Below are 18,711 nucleotides of genomic sequence, written 5' to 3'. Positions count from 1 at the left end.
TTTTTTTAAATGCCCTATACAGTGCTGATATGATGTTTGAATACTTGAGCGGCATTCATCAGCTCCAAGCTTTGTTTCAACGGCACAGCTGCGCCAAGCCATGGATTAATAAACCCTCCTAAAATACTGCATCCTATCATGAACCATTCTGTATGGTCGCAACCTTCGAGCCCATCATCTCTGTTTTTTTCGCATTCACCTGGAACATGCATCGCACCAACTCCTCCTCCATTTGTGCTATCCATGTATGTAGTAACCTTATTATGCCAATCGATGGTAGTGTTGGAAATATTGGCAGTTAAGTTTTTACATGAATATGCTGCGCTAACTAATAAATTAACATCATTAGCAGTAAACCTTTCACTTAAAATTGAACGCACCTGAGTTTCTGAAGTAGCATTTGCTACTCTTTGAGCATATGCGCTGTCAAGTGTTCTTGTGGGTCTTTCTACAATATTTGTTATTAAATCTGCATTACTCATGCAAGTATTAAAATCCTGATCTGAAATTGGGTGTTTTGTTGTTGCATTTTCAACTGAAGCAGTTAACGTCTTTGATTGAGTAATTTCCTTATCACCGCACTTACATAATAAAAAAGCAATACCTATTACTAAAAACAAAAGCTGCGGCAGAGGGGAGATTTTTTTCATTTCAAATGGCTAATTGTATATCAAAATTAATAACTGGGTATAGCAAAAACAACTACAACATTTCAAGTAATACTTGAAATTCGATAACAACTAAAAAAATTCTTTCTACCTTTAATTTATAATATCCCAGCTGCCTATAAGTTAAAATATAAAAAATGCAGGTAGGAAAAGCCATTAAGGAAATCCGCAGATCAAAAAACCTTAAACAAACTGTTATTGCAGATTGCATTGGTATATCCCATACTGCCTACAGCGATATAGAAAGGGGGAAAACAAGCCATATTACATTGCAAAGACTTGAACAAATAGCCACAGCATTGGATGTTTCAATTATAACAATTATATTGACTGCCATAGGATAGTTAGCTATAATGATTTTAGAACAGAAGTTATTTAATGCCACATTTATTGTGATGCTTCTAAAAGCATATATTATCCTTCACTTTCTTTTAACTATCATTGTTGGTTACAAAAATTGCTGCCCCGTAATTAATTCACGCAGGCTTGCAAATCATTTCAAATTTCTAAAAATCAAATTTATGAATCAAGATATGTTGTGTTTATAGTGCAGCATAGTAGCCGCTGTCTGTAACAATATTAATCACCAAATCAAAAAAGTTAACCTGCATAAATGGTAAGCCTGCATTTATGTAAACAGATTGTTTTTGCATCTTATTTATCAACCAAATAATCAACTTATATGAAACGCTATATTTATTGCATGGCAATACTTGCCATGATGTTATTCGCTTGCAATAGAGTGAAGGAAACGAAGGATATTCAATTAGAAGATCAAACTATAACAGATCAAGACAAGGCAACAGGGAAGCAGGAAGAACAGCTAACAGCGGCCGACACAACCGGTTCGCCTGCGGCAAACAATGTTCCCGGCTTAACGAAAAATGGCAATGCAGACTGGGACAGGAAAATAATTAAAACGGCTGATGTACAATTACAGGTAAAAGATTATAAAATGTTCAATACATCTGTTCACAATTCACTGAAACAATATGGGGCTTACATAGCAGGGGAAAATCAGCAGGAAACAGATTACAGGATTGAAAACACAATTACCATTAAGGTGCCTGTTGCCCGGTTTGATGCACTGGTAAATTCGTTTGGCGGCGACGGCATTAAAATAGTCAACAAGAATATTTCAACTGCAGATGTAACAGGCGAAGCTGTTGATACAAAAGCACGCATGCAGGCGAAAATAGCCGTGCGTGATAAATATTTACAGCTTTTGAAACAGGCAAAAAATATGAATGAAATTTTGCAGGTACAAAATGAAATAAATGATATACAGGAAGATATTGAAGCGGCAAACGGAAGAATTAATTACCTGCAGCATTCATCTGCATACAGCACCATTAATCTTAGCTATTATCAATATATCAATGGCTCAACGTCAAAAGATGAAAAGCCAAATTTCTTCCTAAAAATGACAGATGCTTTTTCAACAGGAACATTGTTCATTAGTAATCTTATATTGTTTCTTATCAGCATCTGGCCTTTACTCATTGGCGGAACAGCCACGCTTATTTATATAAAAAGAAACAAGCTTAAAAAAGCTTAAGCATAAAAACAGTTCTCATTGCAATACCCAAACCTGGGTATTGCAATGCCGTTCTGCCCTCTGCCCAAAAAATTTTGCTTAAAGTTTAATCAGTTGCTATGCGTCTCTTACTTCCCTGCTATAAAGCTATAAACCTACAGCAATAATTTCTTCACAGCCTTTCCGGAACACTTGTGTGCTGTTTGTTATTAAAATAATACCTGGAAGAAGGTTTGACAAGAAGCCATAAAGCCAGTATTGTTCCGTAACTGCCCCCGCGTTCAATAAATTCAAATATTTCCCATTGCGGGTAAAACATTTCGCTTAATACCTTCCATATAAAAAATATAAGCAGTATTGAATGCACAGGTTTTATAAGTGATATACATGCAGCTAATATTTCCAGTGAACCCACAATGTGTGCCATACGTACTGTATTGGAAAAGCCAAGCGATGCATATTGATTCAATAAAGATTTCTTTTCTATAAGGTTAAGCCAGCCGTGGCCAAGCAGTAGCAGGAATACAATTATTCTTAAAGCTATATAAATCCTTTTAATGATTACCGGGTTTGACTGCACATCGCCAACATCAACAATTTTAAACCAGTGCTTAAAATTGTTGCGGCCTTTAAAAGTTAAAATCAATAAAGCCAACGGTGCACCATAATTACCCGCACGTTCAATAAACTCCGCAAACGGTTCACCGGATAAAGGCCGCATAGATGCTGTAATGAAGCCCCATATAACCAGCCATCCAAAAACCGCCCTTAATGGATAAAACAGTATAAGCAAGCCCATGCCTATATCCATTATCCCCACGTAAGGCATAAGTAGATATGATGTGTTATGATCAATATTAAACACACCAAAATAATTACACCATACTTCTTTGGTAATAATGCCAAACGATCCATGGCCGATGAAACACATGGCGCATGCAATGCGTAATGTGTAATATATCTTTTGTTCTGTTCCGTCTTTCATTGTTTATAAATCAAATACCGAGGGGGTAACAAATAGAATATTCATATCATTATGACAAGTGATACTTCGCATTCTCCTCCGTCGAAATGGCGGTTCATTCTTCTTCTATATAATTTAATAGCACGCCGCATTATGTATATTATTACGCTGATTGTTTTAAAAAATGCCCCGTTAAGAATAACAGGGCGTGTTTGCTTGTATTATAATAGAGAATCTTTATTCAGTTTCCACCGGCGTTACAGCGTTATAGCCCCTTTCCGCAAGCATTTCACCCATTGGCATGAATGCTTCATCGGTATCAGGCGCCCATGTTGCAAGCCCGTCCACATAACGGTTATACATGCAAAAAGCAGCCGCTATTAAAACCGTATCATGAATTTCTTTATCGGTATAGCCCCTTCTGCTTTTGCTTTTTCTATATGTTCAGAAGTTACATGCTTCCCTCCTTTCTGCACCTGCCGGGCTATGGCAAGCAGCGCCCGCATTTTATCAGAAACCGCTGTTTGCTGCAGGCCGTTTTTTATATCTGCTATCAGTGAAACCGGCTGGTTTAATAATGCAGCCGCAGCGGCGCCATGCGACGTGTGACAAAAATGGCAATCATTCCAGTATGAAACGGAAGATGCTATCAGTTCCCTTTCGCCGCGTGTTAAACTGTTATCATTTACCAACAATACTTCAGCCAGCTCATTTAAAGGCTTTGCCGTTTCAGGACTGTAATGCATTAAACCAATTATACCCGGTAAATTTTTATCATTCAATTGTATGTGCGCCATAAGTTTTTTTAATTGATAAAGTTTAAAAAAATTACACTGCCACGACTGGCAGTGTCTAATGCTTGTATTATTGATTGTAGAAATTCATGATTGATATTTTACTCAGCTCCGTCTGTCCTTGCCTTTAATACAGTAAATTCACCAACCCTTTTTCCGGCAGCAAGCCCGGAATCGCAATCCATTTGCGTATGTATGCCTGAAATAAACCTTGACATGGCGGCTTCTTTCGACATAGCTTCATACTTATCTGCATTGGCAGGAAGAATATGCCCTAATATAGTTGCAGCCGCTTCACTGAAGGTGGAATGGCCAGATATATAGGAAGGGAAATTCGGAATACCTGTTAACGTTTTAATATCCGGCATCATCTGCGTAGGCCGCGGGTTGAAATAAAAATATTTTGTATTCCAGCAAAGCGTGGCCGCATCCATCTGACCCATATTCAACAAAGCCATGTTACGCGCCCAGCGCACCTCACTGTAATTTTGTTTAATGAAATCTTCGGCGGCTATCGCATTCCAGTGCCCCGACGGTGTATAAGTACCTACGCCATCTGCCCAGTATTGCACAATGCGTTCCTGTTCCCGCGTTGGATTTTTTATCTGTTTATAAGCCGCATCATTTTGCTGGGCAAACTCGCTGCTTTCTGTGGAGAAAGGCGCGGCAGGCCTTATACGCACAAGGGTAGCCGAATCAAACAGAAATGTTTTCACTTCTCCAAATAAAGGCAGCATGGGCGGGCGTTTGGGCACCTCCAGGCTTTGCCAGGGTTTTTCTCCCCTTGCGGCGGTATTGTTGGCCATGTTATTCCATAATTCAGGGTTACCGCCTGCCTGGCCCGCTTTATCTGTTCTTGCCCTTGCCGTAAATACAGACGCTATTTGCCTGCCCAATGTTTCACCGGCTTTAATATCGGCGCGGGTGGCAGCACCACTCATTACGGCCGCTTCTTCCTGGTCTTCCAGTTTTTGCTGAACAAAAGCCACTTCGGTTGGGAACATCATCTTCATTATCTCAACTGTAGCGCCGGCTATAACGGCTGCCTCTGAAGGATAAGAAGGCAGATCAACCCTGCCGCTTATAGCTTTTACACTTGAATCAACATCATAAGGCCGTTTTTGATTGTATAATTTTTTGTAATACCAGCAGGCAACCAATGCATCGTATTGCGCAGCACTTATATAGGCATAAGCCCTTGCTGCGTAAGGAGGGTTTGCAAACGGGAACATCGGGTAGTTAAATGGATCTGCTGCATTAGGCGCAGGATAAGTACCGTCATCATTCTGGTAAGGTGGCAGATTATATTTGGCTACAAGCTCCCGCATAATCTCATTCCACCGCAAAACACCGCCCGCCGCCCAGTAACGTACGTTATTCATTTGTTCGCCTGATAATTTTCGCTGATATCCCTTTATTTCATTCAGGTAGCCGGTATATTCAGGTGTGCCTGGCGCTGCCGGTGCTGCCACGGCAAATGTATCCGGTCTTGAAAGCAAAACGAGCTTCCATTCACCGGCATTAAGATCCTGCGAAACCGGGTTAAGTGCAGGCGTTTTATCTGTTCTGCCTTCAACATTTTTAGAACAGGAAAAACAGATAACGGAACTGAGTGCAATGCCTGTTATTATATAAAATATCTTTTTCATAATCTTAGTGTATTTAAAGGTTAACGTATGCCGCAAAGCTTGCAGGAATGAGAAGAGCTTACCCTTGAATGGCCTAACGGGAATATATAAAAAGCCGAAACGTTAAACTCCCTGGCCTGGCCTACGTTCCTTCCTTTCAATACATAACTGCCGCCGGCTTCCAGTGAAAGATTAGGCAGCTTTTTTAATATATATTTAAAATGAGCGCCCGCAATGCTTGCATTCATGCGGTTACTGGGAAAAGGCATATCGTTTCTTCTTATATCAAAACCACCTAAAGTATAGTTTTGCTGAAAGAAAGCCTCTGCAACTATCCTGAAAGTTCTTATGCCTGTTCTTACATTGTAGCTTGCCATATCAGGCATTTCCACTTCATTGGAAATATGCATTTCATCGGTGTAATAAGATGTGCGGTCAATATGAATATTGTTCCTGTATTGATAAGTGCCGGAAGCCGTTGCAAAGAAATCTTTGTTTTGATAGTCAACCATTAACCGGCCGGAAAAATTAGTGCTGTGCAGGCCAATGGCAATGGGCAGGTAATCTGCCTGGTAATTGGTTAAAGGCGTAGAAAAACCGCCAAGTGTATAAACAGAGAATACGGAACGGGAACCAAGTTTTTTTTCTACAGGCATCCATTTAAGCCATAAAGAAAGATCCTGTATGCCGGCGTCTTTGTGCAGTGTTCCGGCAGTTACCTTATTTTTTATATAAGGCACGCCAAATAATACATTCAGCCTGTCGGAAATTCCATAATTACCCATAAGGGCAAACATATTGGAGTTGAAAGTGCCAATGTTGTCGTTATCTCTTTTTAAAGTGCCCTCCCAATAATTTTTCCAGCTGCTATGGCTGTAAACAGGGCCGACACAAAAATTGTTTTTAGCCATCATAAGGCCGTCAATATCAGTTTGGGCATTGGCCATAAACTGAATAGCCAATAACAGTAAACATGTAAGCAGGTTACGCTTCATGAGGTTGCAATTAATAGTTAGTTGTTCGTTTATTGAAAATGAAATGTACAAGCATGCGGCAGTTACCTGCCGTATTGTAATACAAGCAATGCCTTTAAGCTATTGCAACAAAAATTGAAGACAATTAAGCTTCGGGAGGCTGTTCAGGCGCGGCGCCTGCGCCTTTTAGTAAGGCGTAATTAAAATAAGATGGGAATAATTTTGTTTCCGATGCAAATGCAAATATGGAAATGCTGGTTTGCATTTCTTCATAATCGCTTACAGCGAATTTTACAACCTGGCTATGATCGCCGGCTTTCTTTGAAGCGGTATTATTGCTTTGCAGTTCGTTGGCAAGTTTGAAGAAATCGTCTTTTGCCGATTTTAAATGTGTTTTTTCATTATCAGGAAGACACATTAAAACAAGGTTGCCCTGTGAAATTTTTTGCTTTACGTAGTGATATATTTTACCGTTAAGCGTTATCTCACCATCCTTTCTTTCAAAATCCTTTGAATCCTGTATGTAAGGCATGGAGAGCGGAACGGTTAGCGTAATAAGGTCTGCATCATTATAAGCTTCTCTATCAATCTGTGCTACAATTGTATGGTTAGCCTTCTCTTCCAGGAAGGCAAATAATAAGCGGTAGCCAACAAAATTGAATGCTAAAAGCAGTAGTAATAATATGGTTGCAAACTTCTTCACGAATAGTTAGTAGCAACAAATTAAAATATTAAAATGCAAAACGCAAAAAATATCTTAAATAATTAAATCCGGAATAATGTACTATGAAAAATGAAGATGAAGATTACGAAGCAGATAAGGATAGAATTGCAGACATAAACTTCCACTAATATTGCATCGGTAATAGGGCGAACGTCGAATATATTCTCCGCCTTTGTTCATTAATCAAATTTATCACATACTTCAACTTATAATGCTGCAAAATAATCTCAACGCGATGATTTATCATTTTCCCCCAACTCAGCTTGACACCCATGACGACTCCTTTCTTATTATTGAAAACACCTTTTTTGCCAAACATAAAATCGAGCATAAATCAACTTTAAAAAAAATCTTTCTCACAGAAAATATGCTGGCTTTCGTATTAAAGGGATATAAACATTTATATATAGAAAATGAAACTATTAAAGTTACGCCGCAGGAAATTATTTTCTTAAAGAAAGGAATTTATGCGATGGCTGAATATTTTGAAGAAGAACAACAATTTGAAGCCATCCTGCTATTCCTGAATCAAAAAATATTGCAGGAAGTAATTGCCGAATACAAAGTAAAAACTTCTAAATTCTCTAACATTCCATTTTTGAAAATAAATACCAATTCAATTATAGATACCTACAAAAGCCAATTGATCCAGTACTTTACACAGCATGCACTGAAGGATAAAGGGATACTGTTGCTTAAACAAAAGGAAATTCTACTGTACATTCTTAAAACCATACCGGCTTCACAAAGCACTCCTTTTTGGGATTCCATCATATCCACTGCTACGGAAAATATAATGTATGTAATGGAAAAATATTTATTTCAACGATTGTCTCTTAACGATTATGCCAACCTTACAAACAGAAGTTTATCTACATTTAAAAGAGATTTTGCTTCAATTTACCATACCTCACCGGCAAAATGGATTAATCAAAAGCGTTTGGAACACGCCTGCCTGCTTTTAAAAAATACAAACGACAGTGTTTCTGAAATTTCTGAAAATTGCGGCTTTGAAAGCCTTTCTTATTTTACAAGGCTTTTTAAAAGAACATACAATTTAACACCCACTGCATTTAGAGCCAATAGTTAAAAGGAATGGACTTTTCCTATTAACACCTGCACTACTTCGCACTATAGTTTTGCATAAAATAAAGTAGTATGAAAATTTTAATCGTAGGCGGTTCCGGAACCATTGGAAGAAAAATTGCAGCAGCCCTAAAGGCGAAACATGAAGTTATTACTGCAGGCAGAAACAGCGGAGATATGACCGTTGATATTTCAGACAAAAATTCAATCGTGAAAATGTTTGAGGAACTCAAACAAATAGATGCTTGTGTATGCACGGCAGGAACAGGATTTTATGGCGACTACCATACAATGACGGAAGAGGATTTGATGCCCGGCATAAAAGGAAAAATGCTGGGCCAAATGAACCTTGTGCTCATAGGGAAAAGATTTATTTCAAAGGAAGGGTCTTTTACCCTTACATCCGGTATTGCCGCAGAACAGCCTGCAAAAAATGGAACAGCCGTTGCAACGATTAATGGGGCCATTAATAGTTTTGTGCTGGCTTCTGCACAGGAATTAAAAAACGACGTAAGAATTAATGCAGTAAGCCCCGGGCTTGTTGAAGACAGCTTTGAAAAGTATGGCAATTTATTTCCCGGGTATAACCTTGCCCCAATGAAAAAAGTGGTAAACGCTTATATATTAAGCATTGAGGGTGCAGTAAATGGGAAAATATTGAAAGTGTATTCATAAAAGCGCTGCAAATAAGGTATTGGCAATACAGCGGCCTGATGTCAAAAGCTCAACAGTATTATTACTATTGAGCTTTTGTGCTATATTTAGCTGACGGATTCCTACTGCCCCACACCGCCAATGGCTAATTCGTTGACAGCTATAATATTGCAGCATGAAATTCATAATCACGCTTGTCTTTTTGATACTGCATTTATTGATACAAGAACAGGCACAAATTATTTCAACTAACCGCCCATGAACACTGCGCCTGCAAAGAAAATTACAGTTTCAGGTTTTATTTTTGCCGGCTCCAAATTCTAAAAATGTTTTACTAAAATCTATAACTGAAGAAGACAAATGAGAATCTGGTCAATTCATCCAAAGTATTTAGATACAAAAGGGCTTGCGGCGCTTTGGCGTGAAACACTTCTTGCCAAACACGTTCTTGAAGGTAAAACCAAAGGCTATCGCAATCATCCTCAACTTAACCGCTTCAAACGGACTGATAAGCCGGTTGACAGCATCAATCAATATCTGGCAACTGTTTATAATGAAGCATTGGCGAGGAATTACAAATTTGACAAAGAAAAAATTGACTGGAATTTTGAGTCTTCAGTTATGCGTGTAACAACCGGGCAAATCAAATATGAAATTGCACATCTGCTCAATAAGCTAAAGATTCGGGATAAAGATAAATTTGAGAGATTGACCAATCCTGAACAGATTGACCAGCATCCGATTTTTAAAATTATAAAGGGAGACATAGAGGATTGGGAAATAACTTAAAAAACGGCTGCTTAAATAGAGCGATACCTGGGGGGCTTCACTGCATTAATGCAATGGTATTTACATTATCTCCGCTATGACGGTAACCATGTAATGTGATAGACAATGAAACTTAATCATATCAACTTAGTTGTTTCAAATGTTGCAGATATCTTAGCCGACAACCGACAATATAATTGGAAATCTCTAATGACGTAAAAGCAATATGAGGCTAAACATTCGTGCTTTATTGCAATCATACCTTCACAAGAATCAAAATAAGATTGAAGACAAAGGTAAGCTGCTGCAAGAAATTATTTTTCTGCCAAGGCTTTATCATAATCGAAATATATCAAGCTTTGAAATCTTGAAACAAAGTGGTTATTTTAAATGCAACAATCAAATAACCAATCTTGACATTTTAAATGCAATAAATAAACAACCGGAAGTTGTTACAGATTGGCTAACCTGGTCGGAAAATAAAAGAACAGGTAAAGGTTGGGTTTTTGAAAAATCTGGTGAAAAATATAGCGTCTACTATTATCCCTATAAAAAAAAGCAGGAGGCACTTACATTCTCAAATGGTAACGAAGCCTGTGCGGCTTTTATTAAAAACGAAATTGAAGATATACGAAAAAGTTAGACAAGCATAGCATGCAACTGCCCGTTTCAATAGCATGGCAGATAGTATAAACATTGGCTCCAATCATATTCAGCTTTCGTTTAGCAGATTATCACACGTTAATCATTATTCTTTAACTTCAACGGTCTTTCAATTAAGCCTTTGCCAGGCTAACCGAAGTGCTATTGCCATGTCTTCATCAATGCCTTAATGCTACAAACAACATAAAATGACACACCTAACTACAATAAAATGAAAAAGCTATTGCAAATTTTAGCGAATAGCCAATCTCAATTTATTAATATCACAAGAATATCCATTTTATAGTAATGTATGGATAGACGGACTTAAAGCTTTTCGTTGCGCTCAATATATGACCGGTATCATCAGGAAACGAAACCCCAAATCTCTTTGCATAACTCAAAGATCTTTACTGTAAAAAATATTATCGCCCGGCTTTGACTCATACAATCATTTCATTTTATAAGCTTCAATGCCTTTTTGAGAAACACCAAAAAGCAATGTATTGTTTATGTGTATGACAGATCGTACATCGCCGCGTATTTGAAATCCTGATTGCTCCTGTTTTATATAGGAAAAATTTCCATTACCATCGCCCTTTAGTAAAATACCATAATTAGCATCATAATTACCAAAACGTAAACGGGTATTATTGATATTTCCGCACAGTAATAGATCTTCATTGCCATCTCTGTTATAGTCAATTGCTGTGATGGTGAACACAGGTGAAAACTGCGCTTCCTGTGGCAGGGCTTTTCTTTGAAACCGGCCATCGGGTTGCCGGATAAAGCAGGCTGTAGTTAATGTGTTGGCGCTTAAATGGCCTGCATCTTTTAGCTGTTCACTTGAAAAAATATCCTGCAATGTTGCATCAGCATAAGATTTATAAGTTGGATATTTTTTAGCCAGTCCGCTTATTTGACTTACAGCTTCATCCTTTGATAAGAAAGGATAGCTTTTGCCTTGTATGTAATAACAAAGCACCGGTTCGATTATGCCGTTTGCATCAAAGTCTTTATAATACATTTCAACAGGTTCTTCATCACTTGCCTTGCATTGTGCATTCAAACCGAAATTGCTGATTACCAAATCATCTTTGCCATCTTTGTTCAAATCCGCTACTTCAATTTTATTCCACCAACCGCTATAATCTTTGTCAAAATACTTTTTTGTTTGATTTTCCAGTTTGCCATTACTATTGATGAAAACGCTTACCGGCATCCATTCGCCCGCTACTATTAAATCAGGCCTGTTATCATTATTTAAATCCAGCCATGCAGCATCTGTTACCATTCCGATATGCTGAAGGAAAGGAGCAACAGATGAAGTTGCGTCGGTAAAATGCCCCTTGCCATCGTTAATCAAAAGATAGCTTTGCGGGGTAAGCGGATATTGACCGGAGATTACCCTTCCACCTATAAAAAGATCGGGGAATCTATCACCGTTTACATCTGCCATGCGAACACAGCTTTTGCTTACATGCATCAGCGGCAAGGCGTTATTATTTTTTATGAAGTTGCCTTTTCCATCGTTTATATAAAGCCTGTCCTGCAGCAAACTATCACCGGGTTGGTAATTATTATAGCCGCCGCTTACTATATATAAGTCATTAAATCCATCATTATCAGCATCGAAAAATAATCCATCAGCATCTTCACTGGCTTTATCACGCTCAAACGATGCTTCATGTTTTTGAACAAACGTACCATTTGCCTGTTGAATATACAAACAGCCTGCTTTACCGTTGCTTCCGCCAACATATATATCTTCCAGTTTGTCGCCGTTTGCATCACCTTTTATAATGCAATGGCCTGCATGAGATAGCGGGTTAACCAATAAAGGCTGCCTGCTAAAATCATTCATATCTTTTAAACTGTCATTAAAAACAATGGGTGATTGTATGGCCTCAAAGAAAGGCTTTGGCGAAGGCGGTGTTATGTATGGCAGCGTGGCATTTTTTTCATCCAGTGTTATAAATTGGTTTGATTTTACATTTTTTAATACCTGCATTTCACCGCTCTGCCATACTATTTTCAACGAATCAATACTGCTGTCTTTTCCAAGCCCAAAGTGCATTACAGGCGTTACGGAAGACTGGAATCCTCTTGCGATCATCTGCTCCTGGTATTGTTGTTTTCCATTGCTGAATAAATAGACTTTTGCTCCTAATCCCTGCGTATTATTACCGTTTCCATTAAGTTTTAATTCGATAAAATGATGCAGTTGCGGATTGGATTCATTGCGATATATAAAAGCAGGTCTATTAACGTTGTTTACTATCAAATCCAGGTCGCCGTCATTATCCAGGTCCGCATAAGCAGCACCATTACTGTTTGAAAAACTGTCTATTCCCCATGCATCATTCATGTTGCTGAATGAAAGATCCTGGTTATTTTTAAAAAGATAATTTTTTATATCCGAAGAAGGCATGTGCTGCAAAATCTCAAATAATTGTTCGCGGCGAACACCATTCTGTAAACTTTTTAACTGGTTGCCCATGTACGTTAAAAAATCCATGTTTGTATAATCTCGTAAATAACCATTGGTGATAAAAAGATCTTTCCATCCATCATTATCATAATCTGCAAACAGCGGCGCCCAGCTCCAGTCGGTGTTTGAAATACCGGCCAATTGTCCTATTTCACTAAAGCTTCCATCGCCATTGTTTAGCTGGAGCATATTGCGCATATACTGCCGGTGAAAACCTGCCCGTATATTCATATCAAATGTTGTATAATCATCCTGGCCAAATAATATTTTCTGGCGGTGATTATCTTCGGGCAACATATCCAGCGTAAAAATATCCGGAAGGCCATCATTATTTACATCAGCTATATCGTTACCCATAGAAGACAATGAAGTATGCTGCATTGCTTCGCTTAATTTATCTGAAAATGTTCCGTTACCATTATTGATATACAGGTAATCCGGCACGAGATAATCATTTGAAATATAAATATCCGGCCAGCCATCATTATTAACATCAGCTATACCGGCCGCAAGATTATAACTTAAAATACTGTTGGTGATGCCTGCAGTTTCAGTTACATCATCAAAATGATTGTGATTGTTTTTAAACAATCTTGTGCCGGTTTCACTACTATGTGTGTTGATATATTCATGTATCGAAGAGTCATTAAGATTGCTGAATCGTTTTGGGTTATGATTAATGAACAACGCATCTAAGTCGCCGTCTTTATCATAGTCAAAAAAATAAGCCTGGTTACAAAACATTGAATCGTTCAGGCCGTATGCTTTTGTTTCATCTTTAAAATGCGGAATGCCATTGTTATCATTTCCTTCATTAATAAGTAGCTGAGGTATTCTTTTCATGCCATTTATCTTGCCCGAATAGCAAACAAATAAGTCAATTCTTCTATCACCATTTACATCAGCCATTGTAACGCCTGTCTTCCATGGGCCCGGCCTTCCCGTTACACCTGCGATACTCGTAATATCTTCAAACTGCATATTGCCTTTGTTCAGGTACAGCACATTCTCTGCCATATTTGCACTGAAATAAACATCCTGTAATCCATCTCCGTTTACATCACCAACAGCCACGCCCCCACCGTTAAAAAAATATTCATACATTAAAACATTAGTGTTTAACCCTTCTGTTAAAGTATTAGAGAAAGTAATGTTTGTTTGCGATGGCGGAAGTAATGTGAACAGTGGTTGAACGTTTTGCGCTTTTTCTTTTTTTGTGTTGCAGCTAATATTAGTTATTACAACAATTAGCATCAGCAATAATTTAAAATAAGTTCTGGATAAGACTTGAAGAATGAAAATATTTTCTAATGAAGCAGAGGCCTGGCTCGTCATGTCGAACGATAGAGAGACATCTCTACGTGAGTTTAAACTCCAAAATAATTTAAGAGATTTCTCCTTCGTCGAAATGACGTTGAGAGAGTTTTTATGTTTTACAACCTTTTTTACTTTCATAGAAACATTTCAAACAACTTGTTTTAAACTCTCATTAACTTAAAATAATGAATACTGTAATTAAATAGCTTACGTTTCATCAGCAAATATTCGTTAAAAAAGAAATTCTTTGTTATGCAACAAAGAATTTCTCAAACTTAAAAACAACTGCTTGTATTTAAACAAATCAATAACCAGGATTTTGGGTAAGCTTACTGTTTTTATCAATTACAGATTGAGGTATCGGGAAAAGATAATTTTTAGCTGCATAAAATTTCCTGTCGCCGCCCCTTGCCGGAATGTAATTGTACTGAAGTGCACCACCGGCACCAACAGTAATGGAAACGCCATGCAAAGGCTTGTTGAGATTAACTTCGGCGATGCGCCAGCGAATCAAATCCCAAAAACGCTTGTCTTCAAAAGCAAGCTCCACTCTTCTTTCGCGGCGAATGGCTGTACGCATTTCATCTTTGCTTAAGCCAGCCGGCAAATCAGGTAATGCAGATCTTTCTCTTATTTTATTTATTGCATCATATACAGATTGATCAGGGCCGGCCACTTCATTTTGCGCTTCGGCATAATTCAGCAGCACTTCGCCAAACCTAAAGATGATATAGTTTTGATAGCTTGTATAACCACTCCAGTTGGCAGCGCCAAGTACCAGTGTTTTATCGTCGAGACGTTTGCGGACATAATAACCTGTTTGTCCGGCATCATCCCTGTCAGTCAGATCAATTTCATTTTTGCTTCCTACGCCAACCCTTGTAAAAATGGTATCATTATAAAAGAAATCTCCATCGTGCACAATGCTTTGATAAAAACGTTGCTCCCTGTGTTCATAAGGATGTGTAGGATCATATCCTGAAGTGGGATCGGTGATAACTTTACCATTGTCCATAGCATAATCATCCACCAGTTCCTGCGTCGGGTCAACGCCGCCCCAGCTTGTTTCGGCGCCGCCTGCAGTAAACGTTGGGCCTACCGTACCATCAAGATTGGCTCCTTTGCCTTGGCCCGGCGGACTGTATTCCCTGTAAAAAATAGCTTCCTTGCTTTCAGCACCTTTGGTTAAAAACAATTTAGCATAATCCGGATCTAATTCATATCCTAACTCATCTATTATTTTTTTATTGCTGGCAGCAGCATCTGCAAATTTGCCTGCAAATAATTCGCACCAGCCTTTTAATGCCATGGCTGCGCCTTTGCCCACTTTACCGGAAGCAGGCATATCGGGCAAATCATTATAGGCTTCACCGCATTCTGATGTAATAAACTGCAAGGTTTCATCCGATGTATTTCTTGCATAAAATATAGAATCACCCTGCGTATCAGCATTCAATACCTCTGTAATGATGGGCACGCCACCATACGTCATCCAGAGAACCTGGTAGAAATAGGCCCTTAGCACCCTTGCTTCTGCTATCTTCTCCGTTTTAAAATCATCTGCAAAAGCGGAAGCTGTTACTTTACTAATAAAAACATTGCATTTCCTGATGTTGGTATATTGAACAGTCCAGTCTAAAAAATTTGATACATCGCCTGAAAAACCTGCATTGGCAGGCGACTGAAGGCTTTGCTGGATATTCTGTCTCGAATTTGGCCACGGGAAACCGCAGATGGAATTGTCTGACCAGTTTTCGATGGGATCATACCAGTTATTGCCATCCGGCAGGCCCGTATAAATATCATTCAAGAAAAGATCTGCAGTACCCTGGTCTGTCCACACGTTTGCATCTGTTAAACGATCCGTGGGCGTAACATCCAGCACTTTATCGCTGCAGGCTTGCAAAAAAATTATAAATGCAGATAAGGAGAGATATATTGATGTTCTTACAATTTTATTTATCATATAGCAGAAATTTAAAAATTAGAAAGTAATGTTCAGGCCTACTGTTATTACCTTTTGTTGCGGATAAAACTCGCCACCGGAATTGCTGGCTTCCGGATCAAAGTCTTTCATCTCCTTTGACCATGTAATTAAATTTTGGCCCGATGCATATATCCTTATCATTTGCAGTTTTAATCTTGACATAACGTTTGGCGGAATTGTATAACCTATTTCTGCAGATTTAAGACGCAGGTAATTTATTTTACGTAACCACCAGTCAGAGGTTTGCCTTGTGTTTGCACTTGGTTGCGGAAGTATGACCGGATAACGTGCGTCTGTATTTTCAGGCGTCCAGTAATCCAGGTTGGCAGCCAGCGCCGATGCACCATTTTCAAAAGGCCAGGCTGCCTGTCCGCTCAGATAAAAACTTCCTGCACCAGCGCCCTGGAACAATACATTCAAATCAAAACCTTTGTATGAGACAGATGGTGAAAAGCCATAGATCAATTGCGGGATAGGCGGGTTACCCATTGCTTTCAAATCATTATTATCAATAACATTATCGCCGTTTACGTCTTCAAATTTAATTTCACCGGGACGCAACGTTGAAAATTGTGTTACAGGATATTCACTTTGATCTATGATGCCATCTTTATTCTTATCGTCACTTTCCTGGAACAATCCTAAAGCATGATAACCATAATAAGTGTTGATTGGCCGACCGGTTTGTCTTCTGTTAGGATTGTCATACGTTGCAGCCAGTTCATATATCTGCACATATTTGTTTTTTGCATAAGTAGCATTGGCAGTTATGCCGATGCGTAAATCAGGTGTTATGTTATAAACAGAACTAACTGATAAATCAAATCCATGATTGCTGACAGCAGCAGAGTTGGTTTGCGGCAAACCGATACCATATTCTGCCGGCACCTGGTTTTGATTGGCAATTAGAATATCATTTCTTTTTTCAAAGAAATAATCTGCTTCAAGGCTGAATAAGCCTTTAAAAATTGATAGTTCAAAACCAATGTCTGTCTTCTTTGCCTTTTCCCAGGTTATGGCAGGGTTAGCCGGTGAGGCTTCTCTTACACCCTGTGATACCGCGCCGCCAAATATGCCGCTGTTTCCAATTAATGAATAAGCGCTTAAATATTGAAAAGGCAGCAGGTTTCCATTAGTAGCATACGGCAACGCACCACTTTCGCCATAAGAACCACGTATTTTCAGATTATCCAGCCAGGAAATCCCCTGCATAAATTTCTCTTCTGAAACGCGCCATCCTGCAGAAAACGCCGGAAATAATTGATAACGCTTGCCGGGCGCAAACACAAAATGCCCATCGTAACGCCCGGAGGCTTCAAACAAATATTTATCATCAAAACTATAGGCAAGCCTGAAGATAGCGCCCCTTTGCTTTAGTTCGCTTGATGAACCGTAGTTGGTAATATCATTGGCATTGGAACTGCCGTTGTTTAATTCAGGAATGTTTACATTAAAGTTTACACGCTTTGCACCAAAATTGGAGAACCTGGTATTACGTACTTCTAATACTACGGTTGCACCTATATTGCTTTTGCCAAAACTATTATTATAGTTGATATATCCCTGGTAAGTAAGTGCCTGTACCTGGCTGTTATAAACTTCATAAGAAGGTTTCTGCGGGCCATCAGAACCAATCTGTGAAATTGTATATGGACTGGTAGTTGTATCAGTAACAGCATAATAAGGTATAGGTGTTAACCAGGTTTTTTGAGTGCGGCCATCGGGATCATTATAGTCATAACTAAATACAGCTTTTAAACTCAGGCCTTTTACCGGTAGCTGTTGTTCAAGGCTTATTTGTGTTAACATAATTTGCCGCAGGTCTTTGGTGTAACCACTGCTGTATATATTTCCATAAGCAGTGCGGCCAATATAAGAACCCCACAAACCATTAGAGAATAATACAGGCGCTACCGGTGGTGTGCGATACACCTGGTAAAATATGCTGCCTGCAGAAATACCTGGAAAGTTTCTGTCTTCTACCCTTCCGTTTAAACCAATGCCCAGCTTTGTGCTGTTGGTAACCTGTATGTCAACATTCGATGTAAGATTATACCTTTTAAAATTAGTGGGCCCCCACATGCCATCCTGTGTTAAAAATCCAAGCGCTCCAAAAAATTTCACTTTATCTGTTCCACCCGATACAGAAAGGTTATGCGACATCATGGGTGCATTCTTATTAATAAGCGTATGCAACGGGTCATTTACAGGATATAAATCCGGGTCGGAACCATCTTTAAATTTTTGCAGTGCATAATCACCGTAAACAGGTCCCGTATTCTCATTGGCATTGGCCGCATTACGCAATGAAGCATATTCATAAGAGTTTACCATGTTTGGCAACTGCGCAGGATTTTGCCAGCCATAATAACCATTATAGGTTAATTGCGGTTTGCCGCTCGTACCGCGTTTGGTAGTCACCAATATTACTCCATTAGCCCCGGCAACGCCATAAGGTGCTACGGCGGCAGCATCTT

General features: G+C 38.9%; 16 protein-coding genes. 6 read left to right on the top strand and 10 right to left on the bottom strand.

Annotation, left to right across the window (positions count from 1 at the left end):
* Positions 1 to 14 precede the first annotated feature (14 nt).
* Positions 15 to 650 (bottom strand): hypothetical protein, encoded by a 636-nt coding sequence (locus ACTHN6_RS04055; RefSeq protein WP_440434438.1) that lies wholly within the window; start codon positions 648 to 650, stop codon positions 15 to 17.
* A gap of 155 nt (positions 651 to 805) precedes the next feature.
* Here ACTHN6_RS04055 and ACTHN6_RS04050 point away from each other — a divergent pair, with 155 nt between their 5' ends.
* Together ACTHN6_RS04050 and ACTHN6_RS04045 are read left to right on the top strand one after the other, a co-directional pair.
* Positions 806 to 1,012, top strand: coding sequence for a helix-turn-helix domain-containing protein (locus ACTHN6_RS04050; RefSeq protein WP_440434437.1), 207 nt, complete (start codon positions 806 to 808; stop codon positions 1,010 to 1,012).
* Between the two features lie 338 nt (positions 1,013 to 1,350).
* Positions 1,351 to 2,226: a DUF4349 domain-containing protein gene (locus tag ACTHN6_RS04045; protein WP_440434436.1), complete on the top strand. Its 876-nt coding sequence runs from the start codon at positions 1,351 to 1,353 to the stop codon at positions 2,224 to 2,226.
* Positions 2,227 to 2,377: 151 nt separating this feature from the next.
* Here the strand turns inward: ACTHN6_RS04045 and ACTHN6_RS04040 are convergent, their stop codons facing one another.
* From ACTHN6_RS04040 to ACTHN6_RS04015, 6 genes are all read right to left on the bottom strand, one after another.
* A complete protein-coding gene (locus ACTHN6_RS04040) occupies positions 2,378 to 3,190 on the bottom strand; it encodes a hypothetical protein (RefSeq protein ID WP_440434435.1) in 813 nt (270 codons plus the stop codon).
* Positions 3,191 to 3,406: 216 nt separating this feature from the next.
* The gene (locus ACTHN6_RS04035; protein WP_440434434.1) at positions 3,407 to 3,532 is read right to left on the bottom strand and encodes a hypothetical protein; all 126 of its coding nucleotides are present in this window, start codon (positions 3,530 to 3,532) and stop codon (positions 3,407 to 3,409) included.
* Between the two features lie 17 nt (positions 3,533 to 3,549).
* On the bottom strand, positions 3,550 to 3,966 hold the full coding sequence (locus ACTHN6_RS04030; protein WP_440434433.1) for a carboxymuconolactone decarboxylase family protein: 417 nt from the start codon (positions 3,964 to 3,966) through the stop codon (positions 3,550 to 3,552).
* Between the two features lie 98 nt (positions 3,967 to 4,064).
* Positions 4,065 to 5,612, bottom strand: a complete 1,548-nt coding sequence (locus tag ACTHN6_RS04025) for a phosphatase PAP2 family protein (protein WP_440434432.1) — start codon at positions 5,610 to 5,612, stop codon at positions 4,065 to 4,067.
* A gap of 20 nt (positions 5,613 to 5,632) precedes the next feature.
* Positions 5,633 to 6,586 (bottom strand): hypothetical protein, encoded by a 954-nt coding sequence (locus tag ACTHN6_RS04020; protein ID WP_440434431.1) that lies wholly within the window; start codon positions 6,584 to 6,586, stop codon positions 5,633 to 5,635.
* Between the two features lie 124 nt (positions 6,587 to 6,710).
* Positions 6,711 to 7,268: a hypothetical protein gene (locus tag ACTHN6_RS04015; protein ID WP_440434430.1), complete on the bottom strand. Its 558-nt coding sequence runs from the start codon at positions 7,266 to 7,268 to the stop codon at positions 6,711 to 6,713.
* A gap of 232 nt (positions 7,269 to 7,500) precedes the next feature.
* Here ACTHN6_RS04015 and ACTHN6_RS04010 point away from each other — a divergent pair, with 232 nt between their 5' ends.
* The 4 genes from ACTHN6_RS04010 (at position 7,501) to ACTHN6_RS03995 (ending at position 10,440) form a co-directional block, all read left to right on the top strand.
* Complete coding sequence (locus tag ACTHN6_RS04010) at positions 7,501 to 8,379, top strand: helix-turn-helix transcriptional regulator (RefSeq protein WP_440434429.1); 879 nt, start codon at positions 7,501 to 7,503, stop codon at positions 8,377 to 8,379.
* 68 nt (positions 8,380 to 8,447) lie between these two features.
* Positions 8,448 to 9,050: a short chain dehydrogenase gene (locus ACTHN6_RS04005; protein ID WP_440434428.1), complete on the top strand. Its 603-nt coding sequence runs from the start codon at positions 8,448 to 8,450 to the stop codon at positions 9,048 to 9,050.
* A 339-nt stretch (positions 9,051 to 9,389) separates the two neighbouring features.
* Entirely contained in the window at positions 9,390 to 9,818 is a 429-nt protein-coding gene (locus ACTHN6_RS04000) for a pyrimidine dimer DNA glycosylase/endonuclease V (RefSeq protein ID WP_440434427.1), read from the top strand.
* 205 nt (positions 9,819 to 10,023) lie between these two features.
* Complete coding sequence (locus ACTHN6_RS03995) at positions 10,024 to 10,440, top strand: hypothetical protein (protein ID WP_440434426.1); 417 nt, start codon at positions 10,024 to 10,026, stop codon at positions 10,438 to 10,440.
* A gap of 450 nt (positions 10,441 to 10,890) precedes the next feature.
* On the opposite strand, the gene ACTHN6_RS03990 is transcribed toward ACTHN6_RS03995, so the two are convergent.
* The 3 genes from ACTHN6_RS03990 to ACTHN6_RS03980 form a co-directional block, all read right to left on the bottom strand.
* On the bottom strand, positions 10,891 to 14,184 hold the full coding sequence (locus tag ACTHN6_RS03990) for a VCBS repeat-containing protein (RefSeq protein WP_440434425.1): 3,294 nt from the start codon (positions 14,182 to 14,184) through the stop codon (positions 10,891 to 10,893).
* Positions 14,185 to 14,551: 367 nt separating this feature from the next.
* Positions 14,552 to 16,213, bottom strand: a complete 1,662-nt coding sequence (locus ACTHN6_RS03985) for a RagB/SusD family nutrient uptake outer membrane protein (RefSeq protein WP_440434424.1) — start codon at positions 16,211 to 16,213, stop codon at positions 14,552 to 14,554.
* Positions 16,214 to 16,231: 18 nt separating this feature from the next.
* A partial coding sequence (locus ACTHN6_RS03980; protein WP_440434423.1) for a SusC/RagA family TonB-linked outer membrane protein occupies positions 16,232 to 18,711 on the bottom strand: 2,480 nt, incomplete at its 5' end.

This window comes from Parafilimonas sp., from assembly GCF_051953455.1.
GTDB lineage: Bacteria > Bacteroidota > Bacteroidia > Chitinophagales > Chitinophagaceae > Parafilimonas.
This window is presented reverse-complemented; position numbering and strand designations above follow the sequence as displayed.

Coding starts and splice junctions, on each gene's coding strand:
- ACTHN6_RS03990 (WP_440434425.1), bottom strand. CDS start 14,184: ATGCTAATTGTTGTAATAACTAATATTAGCTGCAACACAAAAAAAGAA.
- ACTHN6_RS03995 (WP_440434426.1), top strand. CDS start 10,024: ATGAGGCTAAACATTCGTGCTTTATTGCAATCATACCTTCACAAGAAT.
- ACTHN6_RS04020 (WP_440434431.1), bottom strand. CDS start 6,586: ATGAAGCGTAACCTGCTTACATGTTTACTGTTATTGGCTATTCAGTTT.
- ACTHN6_RS04045 (WP_440434436.1), top strand. CDS start 1,351: ATGAAACGCTATATTTATTGCATGGCAATACTTGCCATGATGTTATTC.
- ACTHN6_RS04025 (WP_440434432.1), bottom strand. CDS start 5,612: ATGAAAAAGATATTTTATATAATAACAGGCATTGCACTCAGTTCCGTT.
- ACTHN6_RS04005 (WP_440434428.1), top strand. CDS start 8,448: ATGAAAATTTTAATCGTAGGCGGTTCCGGAACCATTGGAAGAAAAATT.
- ACTHN6_RS04035 (WP_440434434.1), bottom strand. CDS start 3,532: ATGTATAACCGTTATGTGGACGGGCTTGCAACATGGGCGCCTGATACC.
- ACTHN6_RS04050 (WP_440434437.1), top strand. CDS start 806: ATGCAGGTAGGAAAAGCCATTAAGGAAATCCGCAGATCAAAAAACCTT.
- ACTHN6_RS04030 (WP_440434433.1), bottom strand. CDS start 3,966: ATGGCGCACATACAATTGAATGATAAAAATTTACCGGGTATAATTGGT.
- ACTHN6_RS04055 (WP_440434438.1), bottom strand. CDS start 650: ATGAAAAAAATCTCCCCTCTGCCGCAGCTTTTGTTTTTAGTAATAGGT.
- ACTHN6_RS04010 (WP_440434429.1), top strand. CDS start 7,501: ATGCTGCAAAATAATCTCAACGCGATGATTTATCATTTTCCCCCAACT.
- ACTHN6_RS03985 (WP_440434424.1), bottom strand. CDS start 16,213: ATGATAAATAAAATTGTAAGAACATCAATATATCTCTCCTTATCTGCA.
- ACTHN6_RS04000 (WP_440434427.1), top strand. CDS start 9,390: ATGAGAATCTGGTCAATTCATCCAAAGTATTTAGATACAAAAGGGCTT.
- ACTHN6_RS04040 (WP_440434435.1), bottom strand. CDS start 3,190: ATGAAAGACGGAACAGAACAAAAGATATATTACACATTACGCATTGCA.